The sequence below is a fragment of the Nesiotobacter zosterae genome (assembly GCF_033843645.1).
In the GTDB taxonomy this organism is placed as follows: domain Bacteria; phylum Pseudomonadota; class Alphaproteobacteria; order Rhizobiales; family Stappiaceae; genus Pseudovibrio; species Pseudovibrio zosterae.
Window position 1 is genome coordinate 361,149 of the sequence record NZ_JAWXVZ010000004.1, and the last position, 21,784, is coordinate 382,932.

The 21,784-nt window shown below is 55.8% G+C and carries 9 protein-coding genes; 2 read left to right on the forward strand and 7 right to left on the reverse strand.

The window, feature by feature from the left end; translation table 11 throughout:
• Window positions 1-45: 45 nt before the first annotated feature.
• Complete coding sequence (locus tag Q3Y58_RS08145) at window positions 46-14,163, reverse strand: cadherin-like domain-containing protein (RefSeq protein WP_319621857.1); 14,118 nt, start codon at window positions 14,161-14,163, stop codon at window positions 46-48.
• A gap of 587 nt (window positions 14,164-14,750) precedes the next feature.
• Between Q3Y58_RS08145 and Q3Y58_RS08150 the strand changes: the two genes are divergently transcribed.
• Window positions 14,751-15,908, forward strand: coding sequence for an acyl-CoA dehydrogenase family protein (locus Q3Y58_RS08150; RefSeq protein WP_319621858.1), 1,158 nt, complete (start codon window positions 14,751-14,753; stop codon window positions 15,906-15,908).
• Window positions 15,901-17,055 carry a CaiB/BaiF CoA transferase family protein gene (locus tag Q3Y58_RS08155; RefSeq protein WP_319621859.1) on the forward strand — a complete coding sequence of 385 codons (1,155 nt, stop codon included), beginning with the start codon at window positions 15,901-15,903 and terminating at the stop codon, window positions 17,053-17,055. The genes Q3Y58_RS08150 and Q3Y58_RS08155 overlap by 8 nt, the downstream gene beginning before the upstream one ends.
• A gap of 11 nt (window positions 17,056-17,066) precedes the next feature.
• Here Q3Y58_RS08155 and paaE read toward each other — a convergent pair whose 3' ends face one another.
• The 6 genes from paaE to paaX all read right to left on the reverse strand — a co-directional run bounded on the left by paaE (window position 17,067) and on the right by paaX (window position 21,744).
• The gene (gene paaE, locus Q3Y58_RS08160; protein WP_319621860.1) at window positions 17,067-18,149 is read right to left on the reverse strand and encodes a 1,2-phenylacetyl-CoA epoxidase subunit PaaE; all 1,083 of its coding nucleotides are present in this window, start codon (window positions 18,147-18,149) and stop codon (window positions 17,067-17,069) included.
• A gap of 13 nt (window positions 18,150-18,162) precedes the next feature.
• A complete protein-coding gene (gene paaD / locus Q3Y58_RS08165; protein WP_319621861.1) occupies window positions 18,163-18,675 on the reverse strand; it encodes a 1,2-phenylacetyl-CoA epoxidase subunit PaaD in 513 nt (170 codons plus the stop codon).
• A 5-nt stretch (window positions 18,676-18,680) separates the two neighbouring features.
• Window positions 18,681-19,439 (reverse strand): 1,2-phenylacetyl-CoA epoxidase subunit PaaC, encoded by a 759-nt coding sequence (gene paaC / locus Q3Y58_RS08170; protein ID WP_319621863.1) that lies wholly within the window; start codon window positions 19,437-19,439, stop codon window positions 18,681-18,683.
• Between the two features lie 8 nt (window positions 19,440-19,447).
• A complete protein-coding gene (paaB, locus tag Q3Y58_RS08175) occupies window positions 19,448-19,735 on the reverse strand; it encodes a 1,2-phenylacetyl-CoA epoxidase subunit PaaB (protein ID WP_274218918.1) in 288 nt (95 codons plus the stop codon).
• Between the two features lie 18 nt (window positions 19,736-19,753).
• A complete protein-coding gene (gene paaA / locus Q3Y58_RS08180) occupies window positions 19,754-20,749 on the reverse strand; it encodes a 1,2-phenylacetyl-CoA epoxidase subunit PaaA (protein WP_319621864.1) in 996 nt (331 codons plus the stop codon).
• Window positions 20,750-20,832: 83 nt separating this feature from the next.
• Entirely contained in the window at window positions 20,833-21,744 is a 912-nt protein-coding gene (paaX, locus tag Q3Y58_RS08185) for a phenylacetic acid degradation operon negative regulatory protein PaaX (protein ID WP_319621865.1), read from the reverse strand.
• Window positions 21,745-21,784: the final 40 nt, after the last annotated feature.

Consider the following 21,784-nt stretch of genomic DNA (forward strand, 5'->3'; position numbering starts at 1 on the left):
CCTCCCGACGTCCCCCAGCCTCTCCTCCCCATCCGGGGAGTTTTCCTAGACGATAACGTTGCTATCCGAGTTACCGTCGTCGACGGCCACAGTAACGCTACCCGGAGTGCCTCCGCCAAAGGCGTCAATGGTGACCACATTGATGAAGTTTGCTCCATTTGTGTTGCCATCAACATCAACGCTCAGCTGACCAGTTGAGCTGTCAAAGTTCACATAATCGCTGACACTGCCAGACACATCGAAGAGACCTGTCAGATCGACCACATCGCCTTCGCCTGAGTTATAGTCAGCGATAGTGTCCATGGCATCAACCGTCGAAATCACGAAGGTATCTGCGCCAGATCCACCTTCAAGCAAGTCGGAGCCTGCGCCGCCCTCCAGCCGGTCATTTCCCGCATCGCCACGCAGTACATCGGAGAAGTCCGAGCCAACAGCAAAGTCGTCTCCTGACCCTAGCTGGCCCTCAAACCCACGCGATGCCTGCGACAGGTCCAGCAGGTCCTGCCCACCTGAAAGCTCAAAGGCATCAATGCCTTGGTAATCCCGTGTACCATCCACAATCACAACATCGTTGTCATCAGTACCCGAAGCTACGTCGTAGACATTGGAAGTGCCATCCGCATCAGCAAGCAGATCTCCGGTCACCCCCGTTGTCACCTCAGCATCCGTACCACTATCCGTCAGTTGGATTGTATTGAGGTTGCTTACATTGATGGAACCGGTTGCCGCTGTCATTGCAGGCACACCAGCGTCATCCGTCACGTCAAAGGTTAGTGGCAATGCACCGGTATAACCTTCGTTGACGGTAACTTCCCAAGTACCCGGCGTGGTGCCTGCCTTGATTGAACCATCCGAAGATGTCAGCTGCACGTTTGAGACCGACAAGTTGTTGCCATCGGGATCCGTGGCTGTAGAAAGAAGATCCGCTTCCGTGATGATGAACATCTCTTGTCCGGGCTCGTCCAGCACCACAGACGGCACATCTGGCTGGGCATTCACATTGAAGCCGAAGTTGAAGATAGAGCCCTTCCCTTCGCTGCTGGTACCCTGCGCCTGCGCCGTGATGTCTCCGAAGAAGTCAGAGGGCAACGTCACCGCAAGGGCGGTAAGAGCCGCGATGAATGTCGCCTCATTCGCGAAGCTGGACCGGGAGACCGTCAAGGTATCCCCGTTCAACGAGCCGGAGTTGAAGCTCGCCCCTGCTGGCAGGCCGGAGAAGACAATCTCCACTTGGTCCAGCGTTTCCTGATCAGGACCGACAGCGTCGGTAATCCCGGCCATTACATCAATTGGGACAACGGTTGGAGAGCCGTCCTGCGCCGCATCCGAAACGGCCACGCTCAGGCTCACGTCCGCAGAGGGCTCCACGCTGATGGTTGAGTTCGAACTCTCAGACCCCTCAGAGGTTGTCACAGTGGTTACCATCTGAATAGGCGAGTTCACACCTGGCGCAGTTCCCGTGGAATAGTCTTGCGGGAAGGTGAGCGAGAGGGCATTGGCCTCCGCAACCGAGCCGGTCCATTCAAGCCCCGCAACATCCAGCGCACCGCCATTGGCCGTTGTGCCCGTGGGCAATCGATCGAACGTAATGGAGACTGTGTCTGGTGTGTTCGCATCGCCCTCCGAACCATCTGCATCCGTTATGGCTGCAGTAATGCCGAGAGCAATGGTCACACCAGCACCATCCGCGTCTTCGGTGCCGCTCACGTCTTGTGTCACAAGGTCAATGTCTTCCTCAGGGGTAATCGTCACCACAAGATCAGCCACCGCAGATTCCTCTGTGGCGTTCGCGGCAGTCTGGTCTGCAACCGTTGGCTCCGATGATACTGAGACAACTTTCAACGTCACCTGACCGGAGTTGTCCGGTCCGGGCAAGAACTCCACGTCGCCAATATCAGCGGCGGGAATCCTCGCCTCTGAAGGCCCGGTTGCCACAGCAACACCATTAACGAGGATCTGAGCGCCATTTGGAACGTCACGAATGACGTACTCGGCAATCACCTCATGAGGATCGGTGACAGCACCGGAGATGCTCAAAGCCACCGCCGTATCCTCGGTTGTTGAGGCATCAGAAACTTCCACTGTCGGCACGTCCGCATCTGGAACCACCTTGAACAGGAAGTCTGCTTCACCAGAGTTTGTATCACCGTTGCTCAGCTCCAGCGTATTCACATGCAAGGTCAAACGAACTTGATCCGGCAAATTTGGGTCGAGCGCATCTGGTGTCCGCGCATGTTGGTCGGCAAGTCCGATTTTCAATCCAGCAAATTCTGCAGGCGTCAACGTATAGCTGCGCAGCCCGTCAGGCCCCAGGCCATTGTCGATACCTGCAGATACAGTGAGATAATCGGGGACACCTAGCAGTGTTACGCTGTAGACCTCAGACCCATCCTGATCCGGCGTCATGGCAGTCACCACGGAAGACAACATGGAATCCATGTCTTCCAGCGTCTCCACCACTGGCAGCAGGTCGCCGTTGTCTGTGTCCGTCGGCAAGTTCGGATCAAAGTCGATCTGCCCTGCATCTGCAACCGCCTCAACGTGAATGGTTCCAGTGCGTGTGGTGGATGCGGTATCCCCGTTCGGCTCCACGGAAGTCGCCGTGATACTGATGGGGAAGTCGCCGTGCAGTTCAGCCGTGGGCTTGAAGAACAGCCCATTCAAATCCGCAAGCGGCACATCATAGGTCAACACGCCACCGGCATTGCTGCTCGGCGTCAGCGGGTTGCCAGCACTATCTGCAATCACACCATCTGTAGTGTTGATCTGGATTTGCGCTGTGGTGCCCAGCGTTTCGCCCGGATCAACCAATGCGACAGTAGCGCTTATGGAGATCAAAGTGTCCTCATTGCCGCTAGTCCCGTGCACTGTCACTTTGGGTGCATCGGCAACTGGCTCAACATAGACGTCGGTCGTCTGTGCAACACTATTTGAGAAGCCGCATTTCACGTTGAGCGACAACGAGGTGTGAGAGATTTCATCAACCCCGTCAAACGGCGTATTTGCGCTGGAAACATGTTCCGGCAATTGCAGCGAGAACACGGTAGCATCAGTTACGGCGTCTGTATTGATCACGAACGTGCCGGTCACTGGATTATACACCACTGCCGCCGGATCACTGGCCGTCAGTGTCGCGCCATTCGGAGTTCCATCCAGCGTGATGGAAGTCTCTCCAGGCAAGCTGCCCCAGTCTCCGCCATAATTGTTCAGCTGCAGAGTAAAGGTAAGTGCTTGATCTTCCACACCAGAGAGCGGAGACATGCCATCCACAGCATCCACCAGGGTCACATCCGGCACCGGTGGCAAGTTGTTGATGTCACAGCCATCACCGCCACCTCCAGAGGTTACGTCTTCAACGTGGACGTAGAAGTCGGCCTCGGCCACGGCAACACCATGAAGCAGCGCCGCATCGCCAAGCGAAATGCCGCCCGGAATGCTCTCATCATTTTCAACGACGATTGCTGTAAGAGTGAACTTGTAGTCTGTGTCTGCATTGACGTTAGACGGCACGAACTCCAGGTTGCCGATGTCAGCAGCCGAAACAATCACTGCACCAGAGCCGGTATCAATGCCATTCTGGAATGTGACAGAAGGTGTGCCGGTGCTGATGCCACCGCCACTTGGTACATCCGCAAGAGCATCGCCAGTTATGACGAAGTAGAGGTTCTCAGAGCCGTCATAGTTGATCCCGTCAGGCAGGATTTCGGTCATCATCCCGCCGAGGCGCGTTGCATTTCCCGCTGCCCCGCCCTTTGCCGTATCAAGCAGGAAGGCACCACTATCATCGCCGACATAAGCTTCGGCCTCTCCGCCCGCTGGCACGGTAATCGTCGGCGTGTCTGCAACGCCCTTCACGTTGAAGGTAAGTGTTCCCGTTTCCGTCTTTGTTGGGCCAGTCGGATCAGTCGCCTCACGCACCTCATAGGAGATACCAAGAGTGAAGTCCTCGTTGCTGTCCTTAGGCGGCACAACCACGAAGTTACCAATCTGATCTGACGGGATGATCAACTCGCCGTCGCCGTTCAGAAAGATCTCCGTTGAAGCCCCACCAGACGGATCATCCAGGAAGAACCGCGCCTCCTCGCCTACCGAGTTGGGTATTCCGGTCCCAAGCGTGATGACAACGTCGCCCGTCAGTTCTTCTGGAGACTGGTCGCTTTTGTCAATCAAGTTGCCATCAAGGTTCGGGTTGAACCGTTGATCTTCCTTGATGTTGAAGGTCTGATTTGGATTGCCACCATCAACAGACGGTGTCACTTCGATGATCAACGGCGTGTCCGCATTCTGCCCAGCCTCGCCGTCATTAAACTCGCGGGTGGTCACACGCGCTTCAATGGTTGTGGACCCGTCCGCACTGCGAACTGGAAGACCTGTTGCAGGATCAGCGGTCAAGACTCCTGAAAAATGGGTGGGAACACCAGAAAGAACTGCCGTTTGCCACTGGCCACTCTCAAGTGTCCAAGAGGTTGTGCCGTTTGTATTATCAACGGATGTGAGCTTGGCCGGAACAAGGTTCCCGCCAGCGTCGGTGTAAAAGACCACCATTCCCTTTGGAATACCATTTATAACAACGGCTTCAATTGTTTCCGATCCATCCATATCTGGATTTGTTGGAGCGAGCGGTATCGGCATAAAGCCACCGGCAGCATCCACTGTGTTCTCCGCCACCGGTGGCGGATCCGGCAACACCGAAGGATCGTTCACTGCCTCCACATCAATATCGACAGTTACAGATACTTGCCGCACATCCTGCACGCTGCCGGCAGTATTGCGGGAGTCAACGACAGTCATCTCAACGCCGATGTCACCAAAGAACCCGCTGCTGTCCTGCCCAGGCAAAGCATCAGCTGCATCAGCGTCTCGATCATCGTGGGCGAGCGGTGTTAGCGTTAGGGTCCCGTTGAATGAGGTTACCCCATCGACAAATGTCAAAATGAGATTGCCCGTGGTTTCATCATAAAACGCCTGCTGGATCTTGGAGGCTTCAGGACCCAAAATGCTCGGATCAACAATGCCATTTGATTGATATGGAAACCAACCATTGGGAATGCAGACCACAGTGATGACGGAGATTTCTTCCGAACCATCCGTATCTGGCGTACTTGCAGCGATCTGCAGATCTACACTGGAGTCCTCGTTAATCTCCACTATTGGTGTCTTGTCTCCAGGTTGCACCACAACATTGGAATCCGGGTCATTTTCCGGAGTGGTCACAAACCCATCTGACGGCGGCACAAGTGTCACCGTCAATTCAGCTTCCGCTTTTGGCTGCACGGTTACTTGTGTACTGAACGGCTCCACCAAGGTGTTGTCGGATGTATCGTATTCGTTATCGCCGCTTTGAGTGACCGGGGTATCCGTCTCCTTGACCTCAACAGTACCTGAGATGTCAAAAACACCACTGAAATTCTGCGGATAGGAAATACGAAGGTTCTGCACAAACCCTTGGAACTGGGCGTCAGAAACCCCGTCAGGCTGCGTTATCTCATAGGTTGCCGAGGTCGAATTGCTGCTGATCAAGGCGATATCGCCTCGGTTTGATGAAGCGCTAGAGAACAGGGAAACGTCGTTGCCAAGATTGAAGCTATCGCTTGCGGTCTCAGCCAACGCAATAGTTACGGCTATGGTGCCATAGCTCTCAGAGCCATCTGTATCCCCAAGGCGCAAACGATTGAAGCGCAAGCGCGACTGACCGACCGAGTTGAGATCCTCATTGGTTCTTTGATCGCTCACGCGAATGTCGGGATCATCAATCACCGCATCGACGTCAACCTCCACCGTATCACTAGCTGTTTCAGAGTCGGAGGGAAGGCCACTTGCGGTATCAATCGACGTCACCGTCGCCGTCATATCACCGCCCATCAACGTACTGACATCCAGATCCGTATCGCCAGAAGGCTTCATGGTCAGACTACCCGACCAAGTCTGAAGGCCCGGCTTCAAGGTGATGGTCAGATCTCCCGTTGCACTTTTGTAAGTGGCGCTCTGAACATCGCTGCCACCAGAGACAAAAGCGCCGGAAGCAACGGCATCGCCATTTGAGAGGGCGACCCAGCCGTCCGGTACGTTTGAGATAACAATGGTACTGAGGTTTTCAGATCCATCTTGATCAGGCGTTTGCGCACTGATGCTCACGGTGAACGGCGTATCTTCCTTGGCAATCACCACATCACCAGCGGTATCGACAGCTGTCACGCTCATGGTGATTGTTGGCTCGGCAATCGGCAACACATTCACCTTGAATGTAGCCGTATCACTGCCTTCATTCGAGTTGGCAGTCACTTCCCCGCCAATTACACCGGAAAAGTGCTCCGGCAGATCCGTGATGGTGAGTGCGGTATACTCCGCAAGCGTTCCTGTCCATACGCCCGTGTTTCCATCGTAGCTGCCAGCATTAAAGCTTGCTGTATTGGGCAAACCAGAGAATGTGATAGAGACCGGTTCAACCAACTGCTCGGAAAAGTCGCTATCCGTAATGGCAAGACCCAGATTCAAGGCGATCGGTCCACTGTCCTCATCGACAGTCTTGTCCTGCGCAGTGATGGCGATATCTTCCGTTGCTGCGATATCAATTGTGGAGTTGACAGTAACTTGGCCTTCTGGTGTCGCCACGGTGGTGGAGACTGCGATGACCGTCTCTGCCGTTCCAACAGGAGAACTTTCGGTTGAGAAGTCTTCAGGGAAGGTGAGCGCCAGCTGGTTGGCCTCGGCCACACTGCCGGTCCAGCTCAGCCCTGCCACATCCAGCGTGCCCCCATTGGCTGTGGTGCCGTCGGGCAGCCGGTCAAAGGTGATCGTGACCGTGTCAGGCGTATTGGCATCGCCTTCCGACAAGTCGGCATCGGTAATGGCAGCGGCAAGGCCAAGGTCGACCGTAACCCCTGCCCCATCACCATCTTCCGTGCCAGTTACATCTTGCGCGGACAACTCGATATCCGGCTCGAAGTTGACCAGAATGCCGAACGGTGCAGAAGCCGTCCCGCCTTCATCCGTGTTGGCAGTAAACGTGCCGCTGATCGAGGTCTGCGGGTTCTCGGTCGAGAAGTCCGCTGGCAGCGACAGCACCAGATTGGCAAGGCCGCTGGCTGGCCCAGTGTAGGTCAGCGTACCGCCGGAGATGTTGGCGGTAGAGAATGTTGTGCCGCCATCGGTTGAGAACTGCGCCCCATCGGGCAGATCGGTGATCTCGAAACTGACGGTGGTCAGGCTTTCAGAGCCATCGGCATCGGTTGCCTGAGCCGTAAAGTAATCCCCCAGCGAGACAAGCAGCGGGGCTGTGCCCGTGTCGGTCTCACTCAGAACAATGGTGGGCGCGCCGGAGGACTGATCGACCTGATCCGTATAGCCAACCGCAACATCACCTTCAAAGGTGAGCGACAAGGTGATGGGCTCGGTTGGGCCGGTCCCCTCATTGGAGGTGGCCGTTACCGTGCCTTGCAACACCGGGCCCGGGTTCTGGGTGGAAAAGTCAATCGGCAAGGTGATCTCAAGCGCGGCAAACTCTGCGGGTGTGCCGGTGAAGGTGAAATCACCATTCCCATCAAGCGAACCTGCGGACACACTTGTCCCCGGAGGCAGGTCTGAGAACGTGACGGTGATGCTCTCGATCACCTCCGAGCCATCTCCATCGCTCTGGGTGACGCTGATGTAGTCAACCGGTTTGAACGGAACCGGGGCGTCGGTCTCGGAAAGCGCAATCGGCTGCACATCGATATCAATGTCAGAAGCTTCCTTGACAGTGATGGTAGAGGTCACCGTCTCCTTGCCTTCCGGCGTGGTCACCGTTGTGGTCACCATGATCGGATCCGTGCCCCCCGACCCGCTCTCGGTTGAGAAGTCTTCAGGGAAGGTGAGCGCCAGCTGGTTGGCTTCAGCCACACTGCCGGTCCAGCTCAGCCCTGCCACATCCAGCGTGCCCCCATTGGCCGTGGTGCCATCGGGCAGCCGGTCAAAGGTGATCGTGACCGTGTCGGGCGTATTGGCATCTCCCTCCGACAGGTCCGCATCGGTGATGGCGGAAGAAATCCCCAAATCAACGGTCACACCAACGCCATCACCATCTTCCGTGCCAGTTACATCTTGCGCGGACAACTCGATATCCGGCTCGAAGTTGACCAGAATGCCGAACGGCGCAGAAGCCGTCCCGCCCTCATCCGTTTTGGCTGTAAACGTGCCACTGATCGAAGTCTGCGGGTTCTCGGTCGAGAAGTCCGCTGGCAGCGACAGCACCAGATTGGCAAGGCCGCTGGCAGGGCCTATATAGGTCAGCGTGCCGCCGGAGATGTTAGCCGTAGAGAACGTTGTGCCGCCATCGGTTGAGAACTGCGCCCCATCGGGCAGATCGGTGATCTCGAAGCTGACGGTGGTCAGGCTTTCAGAGCCATCGGCATCCGTGGCTTGCGCCGTAAAGTAGTCGCCCAACGAGACAAGCAGCGGGTCAGTGCCCGTGTCGGTCTCACTCAGAACAATGGTGGGCGCGCCGGAGGACTGATCGACCTGATCCGTATAGCCAACCGCAACATCACCTTCAAAATCAACGGCAAGCGTCACAGGTGTGACCGTGAAGCCTTCATTGCTCGTCGCGGTCAGACTACCCTTCAAGTCCGGACCTGGGTTTTGCGTTGAAAAGTCAGTCGGCAGCGTGATCTCAAGCGCGGCAAACTCTGCGGGCGTGCCAGTAAAGGTCAATGTACCAGAGCTATCAATCACGCCTGCGGAGGCCGTCGTGCCCGAGGGCAAATCATTCAGCACCAATGTCAGGCTCTGAACTTCCTCTGATCCATCCGCATCGCTGACGGTGATCTGAATGAAATCTGCAGGCTTGACCGCTAGTGGCGCGTCTGTTTCCGTAGCCCTGATTGTATTGGCCGTTACATCGATGTCCTGCGTTGGGGCAATGGTAATGGCGAAATCAGAACTCTCGCTACCCTCCGGTGTGGTTACAGTGCTGGTCACAGCAATGGGCGTTTCAGGTGTGCCATCCGGCGAACTCTCGGTCGAGAAATCCGGCGGGAATGTCAAACTTAACGCATTGGCTTCGTTTACCGATCCAGTCCAAGTCAGATTGCCAACATCAAGTGTACCGGCATTGGCAGTTGTTCCAGCAGGAAGTCGGTCAAAGGTCAAGACAACCGTATTTGGGGTATCATTGTCTCCTTCAGATCCATCCTGATCAGAAATGTCCGCGGTGATCGCCAGCGCAATCGTCACACCCACATCACCCGGTCCATCAGCATCCTCAACACCGCTCACGTCCTTGGTAGACAGATCAATGTCCTCGGACGCCTGAATCTTGATTGTCGAGTTTACTGTTTCTTGACCTTCGGGCGTCGTTACCGTTGTGGTTACCTTGATAGGCTCTCCCGGTGCAAAGTCCCCTTTGACCAGCTGAACACTATCAATAAAGCCACCATAAGTATCATTCTCGCTGGCAAGCTCCCTGAACTCAAGACGATCGAGACCAGCTTCACCTGTCACCTTGAAAGTATGCGTGACCCATTCCGGTCCCTGCGCTTCCAACGTCGCGATCTTCTGATTGTTCCAGTAGACCTCTATGGTTTCAGTTCCGCCACGACGCGCCGCAATATCGACGCTAAGCAGGTATGTCTCACCGGTTTCCGCAGACACATCCTGAAAGAGCGTGTCCACTGCGCGCTCAGCATCAAGCTCTGCATACTGCTCACCCTCTGAAGCCACGCGCCCCTGATAGCGATCCTGAATTTCGATACGTGTACCGCCCCAACCAGGTACGCTGTTTCCACTCGGATACGATCCCCAATAGCCCTGTGGCAGATCGGGGTCTTCAAAACTGCCATTGACGATTAGATTGCTACCAGTGGGCGTAAAGACTTCGCTCTCGGTTGAGAAGTCTTTGGGGAAGGTGAGCGCCAGCTGATTGGCCTCGGCCACACTGCCGGTCCAGCTCAGCCCTGCCACATCCAGCGTGCCCACATTGGCTGTGGTGCCATCGGGCAGCCGGTCAAAGGTGATGGTCACCGTGTCAGGCGTATTGGCATCTCCTTCCGACAAGTCCGCATCGGTGATGGCGGCAGAAATGCCCAAATCTACGGTCACACCAACGCCGTCGCCATCTTCCGGCTCGCAAACGTCTGGTGCAGATAGGATGATATCTGGCTCGAAGTTGACCAGAATGCCGAACGGCGCAGAAGCCGTCCCGCCCTCATCCGTTTTGGCTGTAAACGTGCCACTGATCGAAGTCTGCGGGTTCTCGGTCGAGAAGTCCGCTGGCAGCGACAGCACCAGATTGGCAAGGCCGCTGGCAGGACCTGTATAGGTCAGCGTGCCGCCGGAGATGTTGGCGGTAGAGAATGTTGTGCCGCCATCGGTTGAGAACTGCGCCCCATCGGGCAGATCGGTGATCTCGAAGCTGACGGTGGTCAGGCTTTCAGAGCCATCGGCATCCGTTGCCTGAGCCGTAAAGTAATCCCCCAACGAGACAAGCAGCGGGTCTGTGCCCGTGTCGGTCTCACTCAGAACGATGGTGGGCGCACCTGAGGACTGATCAACCTGATCCGTATAGCCAACCGCAACATCACCTTCAAAGGTGAGCGACAAGGTGATGGGCTCGGTTGGGCCGGTCCCCTCATTGGAGGAGGCCGTTACCGTGCCTTGCAACACCGGGCCCGGGTTCTGGGTGGAAAAGTCAGTCGGCAAGGTGATCTCAAGCGCGGCAAACTCTGCGGGCGTGCCGGTGAAGGTGAAATTACCATTCCCATCCAGCGAACCTGCGGACACACTTGTCCCCGGAGGCAGGTCTGAGAACGTGACGGTGATGCTCTCGATCACCTCCGAGCCATCGGCATCGCTCTGGGTGACGCTGATGTAGTCAACCGGTTTGAACGGAACCGGGGCGTCGGTCTCGGAAAGCGCAATCGGCTGCACATCGATATCAATGTCAGAAGCTTCCTTGACAGTGATGGTAGAGGTCACCGTCTCCTTGCCTTCCGGCGTGGTCACCGTTGTGGTCACCAAGATCGGATCCGTGCCCCCCGACCCGCTCTCGGTTGAGAAGTCTTCAGGGAAGGTGAGCGCCAGCTGGTTGGCTTCAGCCACACTGCCGGTCCAACTCAGCCCTGCCACGTCCAGCGTGCCCCCATTGGCCGTGGTGCCATCGGGCAGCCGGTCAAAGGTGATCGTGACCGTGTCAGGCGTGTTGGCATCGCCTTCCGACAGGTCCGCATCGGTGATGGCAGCGGCAAGGCCAAGGTCGACCGTAACCCCTGCCCCATCACCATCTTCCGTGCCAGTTACATCTTGCGCGGACAACTCGATATCCGGCTCGAAGTTGACCAGAATGCCGAACGGCGCAGAAGCCGTCCCGCCCTCATCCGTGTTGGCTGTAAACGTGCCGCTGATCGAGGTCTGCGGGTTCTCGGTCGAGAAGTCCGCTGGCAGCGACAGCACCAGATTGGCAAGGCCGCTGGCAGGCCCGGTATAGGTCAGCGTGCCGCCGGAGATGTTGGCGGTAGAGAATGTAGTGCCGCCATCGGTTGAGAACTGCGCCCCATCGGGCAGATCGGTGATCTCGAAACTGACGGTGGTCAGGCTTTCAGAGCCATCGGCATCGGTTGCCTGAGCCGTAAAGTAATCCCCCAGCGAGACAAGCAGCGGGTCTGTGCCCGTGTCGGTCTCACTCAGAACAATGGTGGGCGCGCCGGAGGACTGATCGACCTGATCCGTATAGCCAACCGCAACATCGCCTTCAAAGGCGAGCGACAAGGTGATGGGTTCGGTTGGGCCGGTCCCCTCATTGGAGGAGGCCGTTACCGTGCCTTGCAACACCGGGCCCGGGTTCTGGGTGGAAAAGTCAGTCGGCAGCGTGATCTCAAGCGCGGCAAACTCTGCGGGCGTGCCGGTGAAGGTGAAATCACCATTCCCATCAAGCGAGCCTGCGGACACACTTGTCCCTGGAGGCAGGTCTGAGAACGTGACGGTGATGCTCTCGATCACCTCAGAGCCATCGGCATCGCTCTGGGTGACGTTGATGGAGTCCGCCGGTTTAAACGGCACCGGAGCATCAGTTTCTGCAAGCGCAATCGGCTGGGTGTCGATATCAATGTCAGAAGCTTCCTTGACAGTGATGGTAGAGGTCACTGTCTCCTTGCCTTCCGGCGTTGTGACCATGGTGGTCACCAAGATCGGGTCCGTGCCCCCCGACCCGCTCTCGGTTGAGAAGTCTTCAGGGAAGGTGAGCGCCAGCTGGTTGGCCTCGGTCACACTGCCGGTCCAGCTCAGCCCTGCCACATCCAGCGTGCCCCCATTGGCCGTGGTGCCATCGGGCAGCCGGTCAAAGGTGATCGTGACCGTGTCAGGCGTATTGGCATCTCCCTCCGACAGGTCCGCATCGGTGATCGCAGCGGCAATGCCAAGGTCGACCGTAACCCCTGCCCCATCACCATCTTCCGTGCCAGTTACATCTTGCGCGGACAACTCGATATCCGGCTCGAAGTTGACCAGAATGCCGAACGGCGCAGAAGCCGTCCCGCCTTCATCCGTGTTGGCGGTAAATGTGCCACTGATCGAAGTCTGCGGGTTCTCGGTCGAGAAGTCCGCTGGCAGCGACAGCACCAGATTGGCAAGGCCGCTGGCTGGCCCGGTATAGGTCAGCGTGCCGCCGGAGATGTTGGCGGTGGAGAATGTTGCGCCGCCATCTGTTGAGAACTGCGCCCCATCGGGCAGATCGGTGATCTCGAAACTGACGGTGGTCAGGCTTTCAGAGCCATCGGCATCCGTTGCCTGGGCCGTAAAGTAATCCCCCAGCGAGATGAGCAGCGGATCCGTTCCCGTGTCCGTCTCACCCAGAACAATGGTGGGCGCACCGGAGGACTGATCGACCTGATCCGTATAGCCAACCGCAACATCGCCTTCAAAGGCGAGCGACAAGGTGATGGGCTCGGTTGGACCGGTCCCCTCATTGGAGGAGGCCGTTACCGTGCCTTGCAACACCGGGCCCGGGTTCTGGGTGGAAAAGTCAGTCGGCAGCGTGATCTCAAGCGCGGCAAACTCTGCGGGCGTGCCGGTGAAGGTGAAATCACCATTCCCATCAAGCGAGCCTGCGGACACACTTGTCCCTGGAGGCAGGTCTGAGAACGTGACGGTGATGCTCTCGATCACCTCCGAGCCGTCGGCATCGCTCTGGGTGACGCTGATGTAGTCAACCGGTTTGAACGGAACCGGGGCGTCGGTTTCGGAAAGCGCAATCGGCTGGGTGTCGATTTCGATATCAGGGGTTGGGTCAATGACAATATCGAAATTGCCACTTTCACTTGCCCCGTCACCTGTGACTGTAACTTCGGCCTCGATTGTACCGGAGTAGTCCGGCGGGAAATAAACCTCAAGTTCATTTGCCTCTGTAAGCGACCCAGTCCACACCCCACCCGGTGCAAGCGTTCCGCCGTTCACAGTGGCACCAGCCGGCATGTCCACAAATACGATTGTGACAGATGCACCGCCACGGCTCACAGATAGATTAAGCCCTAGATTGACGGTGGCGCCGCTATCCCCTGGCCCATCCTGATCCTCGAAGGCCCCCACCACAGATGGGAACCCAGAGCCGTCGTCAAATCCGAGAAAAATGTCTGGCGGATCCAAGTCGTCTCCGTCCGCCAGCTCCCGGTCTTCTATTTCGGGAAAAGCCAACTCGGTTGGCGGCAGGAGCGGGGAAATGGGAAAGCCCGGACTAATCTCTGGAATTACAAGGCTGAAATTACCACCGGACGATGCTTCCGTGGCCTGCTCCTCTACAGCAATAGCGCCAGTTTCCACGTTTCCATCGGCATCTTCGGAGGGAGGCAACAGCACCACGTTGATGGGCGTCTCACCAACAAAAAACTGTGGTTGCCCCAAGGCGCCGTCTTTCAAAATAAGCACAGTCCCGTCCGGTTGACGGAACAAGAGATCGTCACCAAGCCGAATGCCGTCAGCAATCGAAGCTGTTAGGGGCACACGAAAAACACCGTTCTCCGGCAGGACCCAATCTCTAGGGCTCTGATCATCTCCCTGAAGCTGCACAGTCTGGCCGCTCGGAAACTGTATAATCTGAAGACGAGCAGCAGCATCTAGACCACCACCTAAAGTAGATCCTGAAAGTTGGGATGTTTGCGAGGTCTCTTGGCCTGCTTGGGCTGAATTTCGTTCCACCATATTCTTCTTCTTTTCGTGAAATCACTATTCATTTTTCTATATGATAGAAACATAAACCAAAAACGAACAACAGACACAATAGTATAAACTTTCATGGTTAACATATTTTAATTATTAACTATAGGTAATTTGGAATTGAAGGCCATTTCAATACTCTAAAGACGAAGCGCCTTCCTCTTAGTAACAAGCGCGCTCAGACATCCAAAATCACTCATGCCGAGGCTTCCCCTCCCCCTGCACACTCTAAAAAATGAGAATAGTTGTTAAAATGTTTCCACAAAGGCTAAAGTATATATGGCATTACCTGAGGTAACTGATCGTATTGTAAAGTCACACAGATGTTTGCACTGTGTTTGGTACCTTTACGACTTGCCCGCCCTCTCATGATGGCGGGCTTTTTTCTTATATGCGGCATATGCATTTTAGGTAATTACATGGAACGGCGCTCAGGCAGCCGCCCGTCGTCATACTGACACATTTGAAGCAAACTGCCCTGAGCACCCATCATTACCCACCAAAGGTCTGAGTTGGCAGTATGTCAGTTCCCCGCCAAACTTGAGCCAACTTGGTTCTGGGAGGAACGCACCATGGCACTCATTACACCGCTCTCCGCATGGCGTGAGGAGGAGCATGCGCTGTTTGCAGACAGCGTCGGCAAGTTCTTTGATAGCGAATTAGTTCCAAATATTGAGAGATGGAACGCAGAAGGCATCGTAGAGCGCAGCTTTTGGAACAAAGCTGGCGAAGCAGGCATAATGGGTGGCGCCATTCCTGAAGCCTATGGAGGCTTTGGCGGCGGTATCGCCTTCGACGCCATCACCGTCTATGAGCAGGCAGCCCGCAGTGATTTTGGCTGGGGTTTCGGCATTCAATCCATCGTCATGCACTATGTTGTCGCCTATGGAACCGAAGAGCAGAAGAAACGCTGGCTGCCGAAATTGGTCAGCGGCGAGATGGTGGGCGCCATTGCCATGACCGAACCCGGGGCCGGGTCAGACTTACAAGCTGTCCGCACTACAGCTGAAAAAGACGGCAACGGTTATCTGATCAATGGCTCCAAGATCTTCATAACCAATGGCCAATCTGCAGACCTGATTGTCATCGTCGCAAAGACAGACAAGTCTCAAGGGGCGCGTGGTGTCTCATTGATCTGCCTGGAAACGGAGGGGGCCGAAGGGTTTCGTAAAGGGCGCAATCTCAAGAAGCTGGGCATGAAAAGCAACGATACAGCCGAGCTGTTTTTTGAAGATGTGAAAGTCCCTGCCGATCACTTGTTGGGCCCAGAAGAAGGCCAAGGCTTCTATCAGCTCATGAAGCAACTTCCATGGGAGCGCCTCATGATCGGCATTACGGCCCTTGGCGCCATTGACTTCGCTTTGGCGGAGACGATCCGCTATGTGCAAGACCGCAAGGTGTTCGGCAAACGCGTCATGGATATGCAAAACACCCGCTTCAAGCTTGCTGAAATGAAAACAAAGGCAGAGATGCTTCGCGCTTTCATAAACAACGGGCTTACCCTTCTAGAGCAAGGCAAGCTGGATGCGGCCAGCGCGTCCATGGCCAAATATTGGGGCTCAGAAATTCAAAATGAAATCATCAGCGAATGCCTTCAGCTGCATGGTGGCTATGGATACATGATGGAGTACCCGATCGCGCGAATGTATGCCGATGCGCGTGTTCAAATGATCTATGGCGGCTCCAACGAAATCATGAAGGAGCTTATCGCGAGGTCCATGGATGAGTAAGCTTGCGGCACAAGGCGCGGGCCCACTGGCCGGAGTTCGTGTCGTGGAGATCGCGGGACTGGGACCAACGCCCTATGCTGCCATGATCCTTGCGGATATGGGGGCAGAGGTCACTCGAATTGAAAGGCCTGGGGCAACACACCTTGTCCCACAATCACCCGACTTCTTGAACCGATCGCGTGACTTCGTGGAACTGGACTTGAAGGAACCCGAAGCACTGCACCTTGCAAAGGAACTGATCGCAAAAGCCGATGTGCTCATTGAGGGCTTAAGGCCGGGTGTGATGGAGAAAAATGGCCTCGGCCCAGAAGTTGCCCTCGCGCTGAATCCGAGGATTATCTATGGCCGCATGACAGGTTGGGGACAGAGCGGCCCACTTGCCAAAACTGCGGGCCACGATATCAATTACATTGCGCTGACCGGCGCATTGCATGCCATTGGCTCTGAAGATGCCCCCACTGTTCCTCTAAACCTCCTCGGAGACTTTGGCGGCGGGAGCCTATTTCTGGTCACAGGCATTCTGGCCGCCCTATTCCACGCGGCCAGAACTGGCGAAGGCCAGGTGGTTGACGCCGCGATTACAGACGGCACCCTACATCTGCTCACCCTTCAGCATTCGCTCATGCATTCTGGGCTTTGGCGAGATAGGCGAGCTACAAACATTCTGGATGGAACCGCCCCGTTTTACACCACCTATGAATGCGCAGATGGCGAGTACATTGCCGTAGGCTGTCTGGAGCCTCACTTTTACGCCCTGTTCATTGAAGGGCTTGGCCTCGACATCAATGAACTCCCCCCTCAGATGAATTCCAAAGAATGGCCAAAGCTGCGCCAACACTTCGCCCAGCGCATCAAGGCACACAGCAGGGACCATTGGGAGCGGGTTTTTGCAGGAACGGATGCATGCGTCACACCTGTCCTGTCATTAACCGAAGCCAAGGCCCATCCTCACAATAAAGAGAGGCGCGCTTTTGCAGAGATAGATGATATCGAGCAACCGGCCCCTGCTCCACGACTTTCAAAGACGCAAAGCTCAATAAGGGGCAATGCACCGGAGCAACCTGTATCGGCGGAGAAGGTCCTTGCACGCTGGAGCCAACCGCCAGCGGCAAGCACTATGTCAGCCAGAACAATGAGTGCTGACTGACGCCTGTGATGCTACATTTCATCGAAATCGATCAGAACGTCCTTGGTTAACGGACGCGCTTGGCAGGTCAAAACAAAGCCCGCCTCCACTTCCCAGGGCTCAAGCGAGTAATTGTTTGCCATCTCCACTTCACCTTTCACCACCTTGGCACGACAGGTGCAGCACATTCCGCCTTTACAGGAGAACGGCAACTCCAGACCTTGCCGGTGAGCGGCGTCAATCACACTCAGGTCAGTTTCGTTCATTGTGAAAGAACGCTGCGCGCCATCCAGGATGACCGCAATTTCAACGCCACCTTCGGCGACGCTATTAGCCTTGGCGGAGGGAGACTTGGCAGTGGTGCTGCCATCAGCGGGGGTAAACAGCTCGAAACGTATCTTGTCTGGGGAGACGCCATGCCCCTCTAGAAGCTTTCGTCCGGTTTCGATCATGTCTCCTGGACCGCAAAGATAAAAGGCATCCGTATTTTCAAGATCCACCAGATTTCGCTCGATGAACTGCCGAATGCGTTCCCCATCCAAGCGGCCATGGAGCAAGTCAATGTCCTGCCCTTCTCGGCTCAAAACATGGGTAAGGGTGAAGCGCCCCAGATAACGGTCCTTCAGATCTTCCAGTTCTTCGCGGAACAGAACACTTGCACTTTCTTTGTTACCATAAAACAACGTGAAGCTGCTTTCAGGCTCGCGCTGCAAACTAGTCTTGATAATGGATAAAATCGGCGTAATGCCTGAACCAGCAGCAAAAGCCACATAGTTCCGGCCCTCTGCGCCATCCACTTCGGCAGTAAACCGCCCCTCAGGTGCCATCACCTCAAGGCTCATGCCCGCCTTCAACTGGTCATTGGCGAAGGTTGAGAACGTACCGCCTTCCACTTTCTTCACCGCAACGCGGATCTCATCGTCGTCAAGGCCAGAACAAATGGAATAGCTGCGGCGCGTGTCTTCCCCATCAACGACCGTGCGCAAGGTCAGGTATTGACCGGGCTTGAAGGTGTATTCGTCCTTCAGCGCCTTCGGAATATCGAAAAGGATGGAAACGGCCTCTGGGGTCTCTCTTCGCACATCCTTAACATTAAGCGTATGAAACCGGGACATGGCCCCTCCTCCCTCACAAACACTTGAAATAGTCAAAGGGTTCCAAGCACTTGGTGCAGCGATAAAGCGCCTTGCACGGTGTGGAACCAAACTCGCTCACCCGCTCCGTTTCGTTGGCACCGCAATGCGGGCATTGAACCGCCGTCTCACCGAACAACGCTCTCTTGGAGTTGGAGCGCTTTTCTGGAGGGGCAATCCCATAGGCCCTCAGCTTGTCGCGCCCTTCTTCGGTGAGCCAATCAGTCGTCCACGGTGGACTAAGCACGGTCTCCACCCGCGCTGCTGCAAACCCTGCTTCCTGAAGAGCCTTGAGAACTTCATGTTCGATCATGCGCGTTGCAGGGCAACCGGAGTAAGTTGGCGTAACAAGAGCGACCGGCGCTCCATCCGCTTCAACACGAACCTCCCGCAAGATGCCCAGATCGGCAACAGTGACAACAGGAACTTCTGGATCCGGAACTTGCGCCGCAGCCTCCCAGGCTTTGCGACGAATAGCCTCCCGGTCCATTGCAACAACACGTCCCATGGCACTCACCAAGTCATGCCAGGATAGGTACGCTGCATGTATTGCAGCTCGGCCAAGATATGCCCCAGATGTTCAGTGTGTTCGCCGGAACGCCCACCTGTCTGCATCCAATTGACCTTTGGCATTTCAAGACCGGCGTCCGTCAGGATGCTGTTCACTTCTGCTTCCCACTGCGGACGCAAGGCCGCGAGATCAACACCAACACCCGCCTCCGCCATTTCCGTGGCAAGGGCGTCCATCTCAAATAACTCGCCTGTATAAATGGCGAACTCATCCAGCGCATCCACCATTCGTTCCCGGCTTTCGGCCGTACCTTGCCCAAGACGGATCACCCATTCGGCCGAGTGGCGAACGTGATAATCCACTTCCTTGACCGCTTTGGCTGCGATGGCTCGAATAGTTTCATCGCTGGACTTGAGCAGGCCGTTCCAAAGCAGATCCATGAACACGGAATAAAAGAATTGGCGCGTGATAGTATGCGCGAAGTCACCATTGGGACGCTCGACGATCAACGCATTCACGTAATCGTTCTCATAACGCAAGAATGCTAGCTGATCTTCATCGCGGCCCAGCCCTTCGACCTCACCGGCGTAGGTGTAGAGTGAGCGCGCCTGGCCCAATAGGTCTAGCGCAATGTTTGCCAGCGCCAGATCCTCTTCCAGCGTAGGCGCATGACCACACCATTCGCCAAGACGCTGCGACAAGATTTGCTGATCATCTCCCAGACGCAGCAGGTAATTCAACAAGGACTTTTTATCTACCATGCTGCACCTCACATATTCCCGACTTCCTCGGGGATCTCGTAGAAGGTTGGGTGTCGATAGATCTTCGATGCTGTTGGCTCGAACATCATGTCCTTGTCTACCGGATCAGATGCGACGATCTGGTCTGAGCGAACCACCCAAAGGCTTTGCCCTTCTCCCCTGCGCGTATAGACATCGCGGGCCGCCTGCAGAGCCATTTCCGCATCCGCTGCATGAATTGACCCTGCATGTTTATGGCTGAGGCCATTCCGTGCACGGATGAAAACCTCCCAAAGTGGCGTTGGCTTTTCTGACATGAAATCATCTCCCAGTTATTATTCAGCTGCGGTCTTGGCAGCCTCAGCTGCAGCAGCCCGTTTCTCGGCAAAAGCGAGAGCTGCCTCGCGCACCCAAGCGCCCTCCCGGTGCGCTTTGCGGCGGGCCTTCATTCGGTCCCGGTTACAAATCCCATCGCCTTTCACGACACGCCAGAACTCATCCCAATCGATATCGCTGTAGTCGTAGCCTTGCTTTTCCTCATTCCACTTGAGGTTAGGATCTGGCACCTTCAGCCCAAGATAGCCGGCCTGCGGCACCGTCGCGTTCACGAACTTGTCGCGCAAACTGTCGTTGGAGAACCGCTTGATCTTCCAGTGCATGGACTGATCTGAATGGGTGGATTCACTATCATGCGGCCCGAACATCATAAGGGCCGGCCACCAAATTCGATTGATCGCCTCTTGCGCCAGCTGCTTTTGCTCATCTGTGCCACGGCACAGCGTAAGCAGGATCTCGTAGCCCTGCCGCTGATGAAAGCTCTCTTCTTTACAAATCCGGATCATGGCACGCGAATACGGCCCATAGGAGCACCGACACAACGCGATCTGGTTCATGATTGCCGCACCATCGACAAGCCAGCCGATTGCACCGATATCCGCCCACGTTAGGGCTGGATAGTTGAAAATCGACGAGTATTTGGCAGCTCCTGTGAGCAGCTGATCAGTCAGCTCTTCACGGCTTACACCCAGAGTTTCGGCTGCCGAGTAAAGGTAAAGGCCGTGCCCACCCTCATCCTGCACTTTCGCCAACAACGCGGCTTTCCGCCGCAAAGTTGGGGCTCGCGTAATCCAGTTCCCCTCAGGCAACATGCCGACGATCTCGGAATGAGCGTGCTGAGAAATCTGACGGATCAGTGTTCGTCGATAACCCTCTGGCATCGGATCATTAGGTTCGATCTTCTGCTCGGCATCTATGCGTTTCTGAAAAGCTTCCAGAAACGCTTCGTCCTCAACAGTCGAGCCATCGGCTCCAATCAGACCTTGCGAATACATGGCGTCCCTCCCGCTTGTACCAAGCTCATAGGGATAATCATGTATTACAAAAACCAGACGGTCAATTAATTTTTCGCAACATATTAACTTTCAAGGACGCGAAATCGATTTCCTGCGCGGTCACTCGCATTTGCCAAAGTGCCGTTGGGGCCTTCAGCAACAGTAGAGAGCCACTCATCACTTGAAACAGCGAGCGCCGAATAGCAATTGGCAACCAGACGACGCGCCTCGTCGCCTATCCACTTGTCTCCGATAACATCTGCGGGGAGCATGGGATCTCGCAGCACCAAACGCCTGAAGTCATGGATCAGCAAGGTTCGTGCTGCCATAGCGGAAAGTGGTGTGAGCTGTTCACCGGCTTTCAGTGTTTCATGGAGCGGACCATACACATCCATAAAGCGGCTGTAGTCCTCCTCCAGCTCATCAAGACTCCAGGCAACAACACCCAAAGCTTCTGCGTTGGAGGGCGCTTCAAGGCGGCTTGTGAAGATGAAATCCCCCTGTTCGAGAGTGGGAACTGGCAAGCCCTCAGACACTTCCGGGCGGATGAACACTGTTGGTGCCACAGCTCCGAAGCCACAAGCCTTCAGCTGTCTCCGCCTTGCATCCCGCCCCTCACCGGCAGCCTCCGAAACGATCAGGATCGTCCACGAACCTTCCCACTTTCGGTCAAGCGGCGCGTAGATGCGTATGCTGGCCCGTTCGAACTCAGCACGCCCCGCCTCAGCCAATCGATAAAAGCTTTTGCGCCCGGAGCGCTCTCGGGACACCCAACCATCCTGCGCAAGGCGCGACATGGCAGCACGTACAGAACCCGCTTCGATTTGAAGCCTCTCGCAGATCTCAAGCAGCGAACCCAGCCAAACCTCGCCGCCACGCGGCAGCACAGCATCACCAAAAATGGTGATGATAATAGACCAAACCCGAAGGCGTTCGCGGCGATGCAGATGGGAAATCAGGTCCTCAAGGACAGGCTCAACGGGCAGCTCAGGCATACTCAGAGGCATCTCCGACCGGGCAGACAATGGACGGCCA

Bases quoted from the DNA above. Each gene is read 5' to 3' on its own strand.
- Q3Y58_RS08145 (WP_319621857.1), bottom strand. From the start codon at position 14,163: ATGGTGGAACGAAATTCAGCCCAAGCAGGCCAAGAGACCTCGCAAACA.
- Q3Y58_RS08150 (WP_319621858.1), top strand. From the start codon at position 14,751: ATGGCACTCATTACACCGCTCTCCGCATGGCGTGAGGAGGAGCATGCG.
- Q3Y58_RS08155 (WP_319621859.1), top strand. From the start codon at position 15,901: ATGAGTAAGCTTGCGGCACAAGGCGCGGGCCCACTGGCCGGAGTTCGT.
- paaE (WP_319621860.1), bottom strand. From the start codon at position 18,149: ATGTCCCGGTTTCATACGCTTAATGTTAAGGATGTGCGAAGAGAGACC.
- paaD (WP_319621861.1), bottom strand. From the start codon at position 18,675: ATGGGACGTGTTGTTGCAATGGACCGGGAGGCTATTCGTCGCAAAGCC.
- paaC (WP_319621863.1), bottom strand. From the start codon at position 19,439: ATGGTAGATAAAAAGTCCTTGTTGAATTACCTGCTGCGTCTGGGAGAT.
- paaB (WP_274218918.1), bottom strand. From the start codon at position 19,735: ATGTCAGAAAAGCCAACGCCACTTTGGGAGGTTTTCATCCGTGCACGG.
- paaA (WP_319621864.1), bottom strand. From the start codon at position 20,749: ATGTATTCGCAAGGTCTGATTGGAGCCGATGGCTCGACTGTTGAGGAC.
- paaX (WP_319621865.1), bottom strand. From the start codon at position 21,744: ATGCCTGAGCTGCCCGTTGAGCCTGTCCTTGAGGACCTGATTTCCCAT.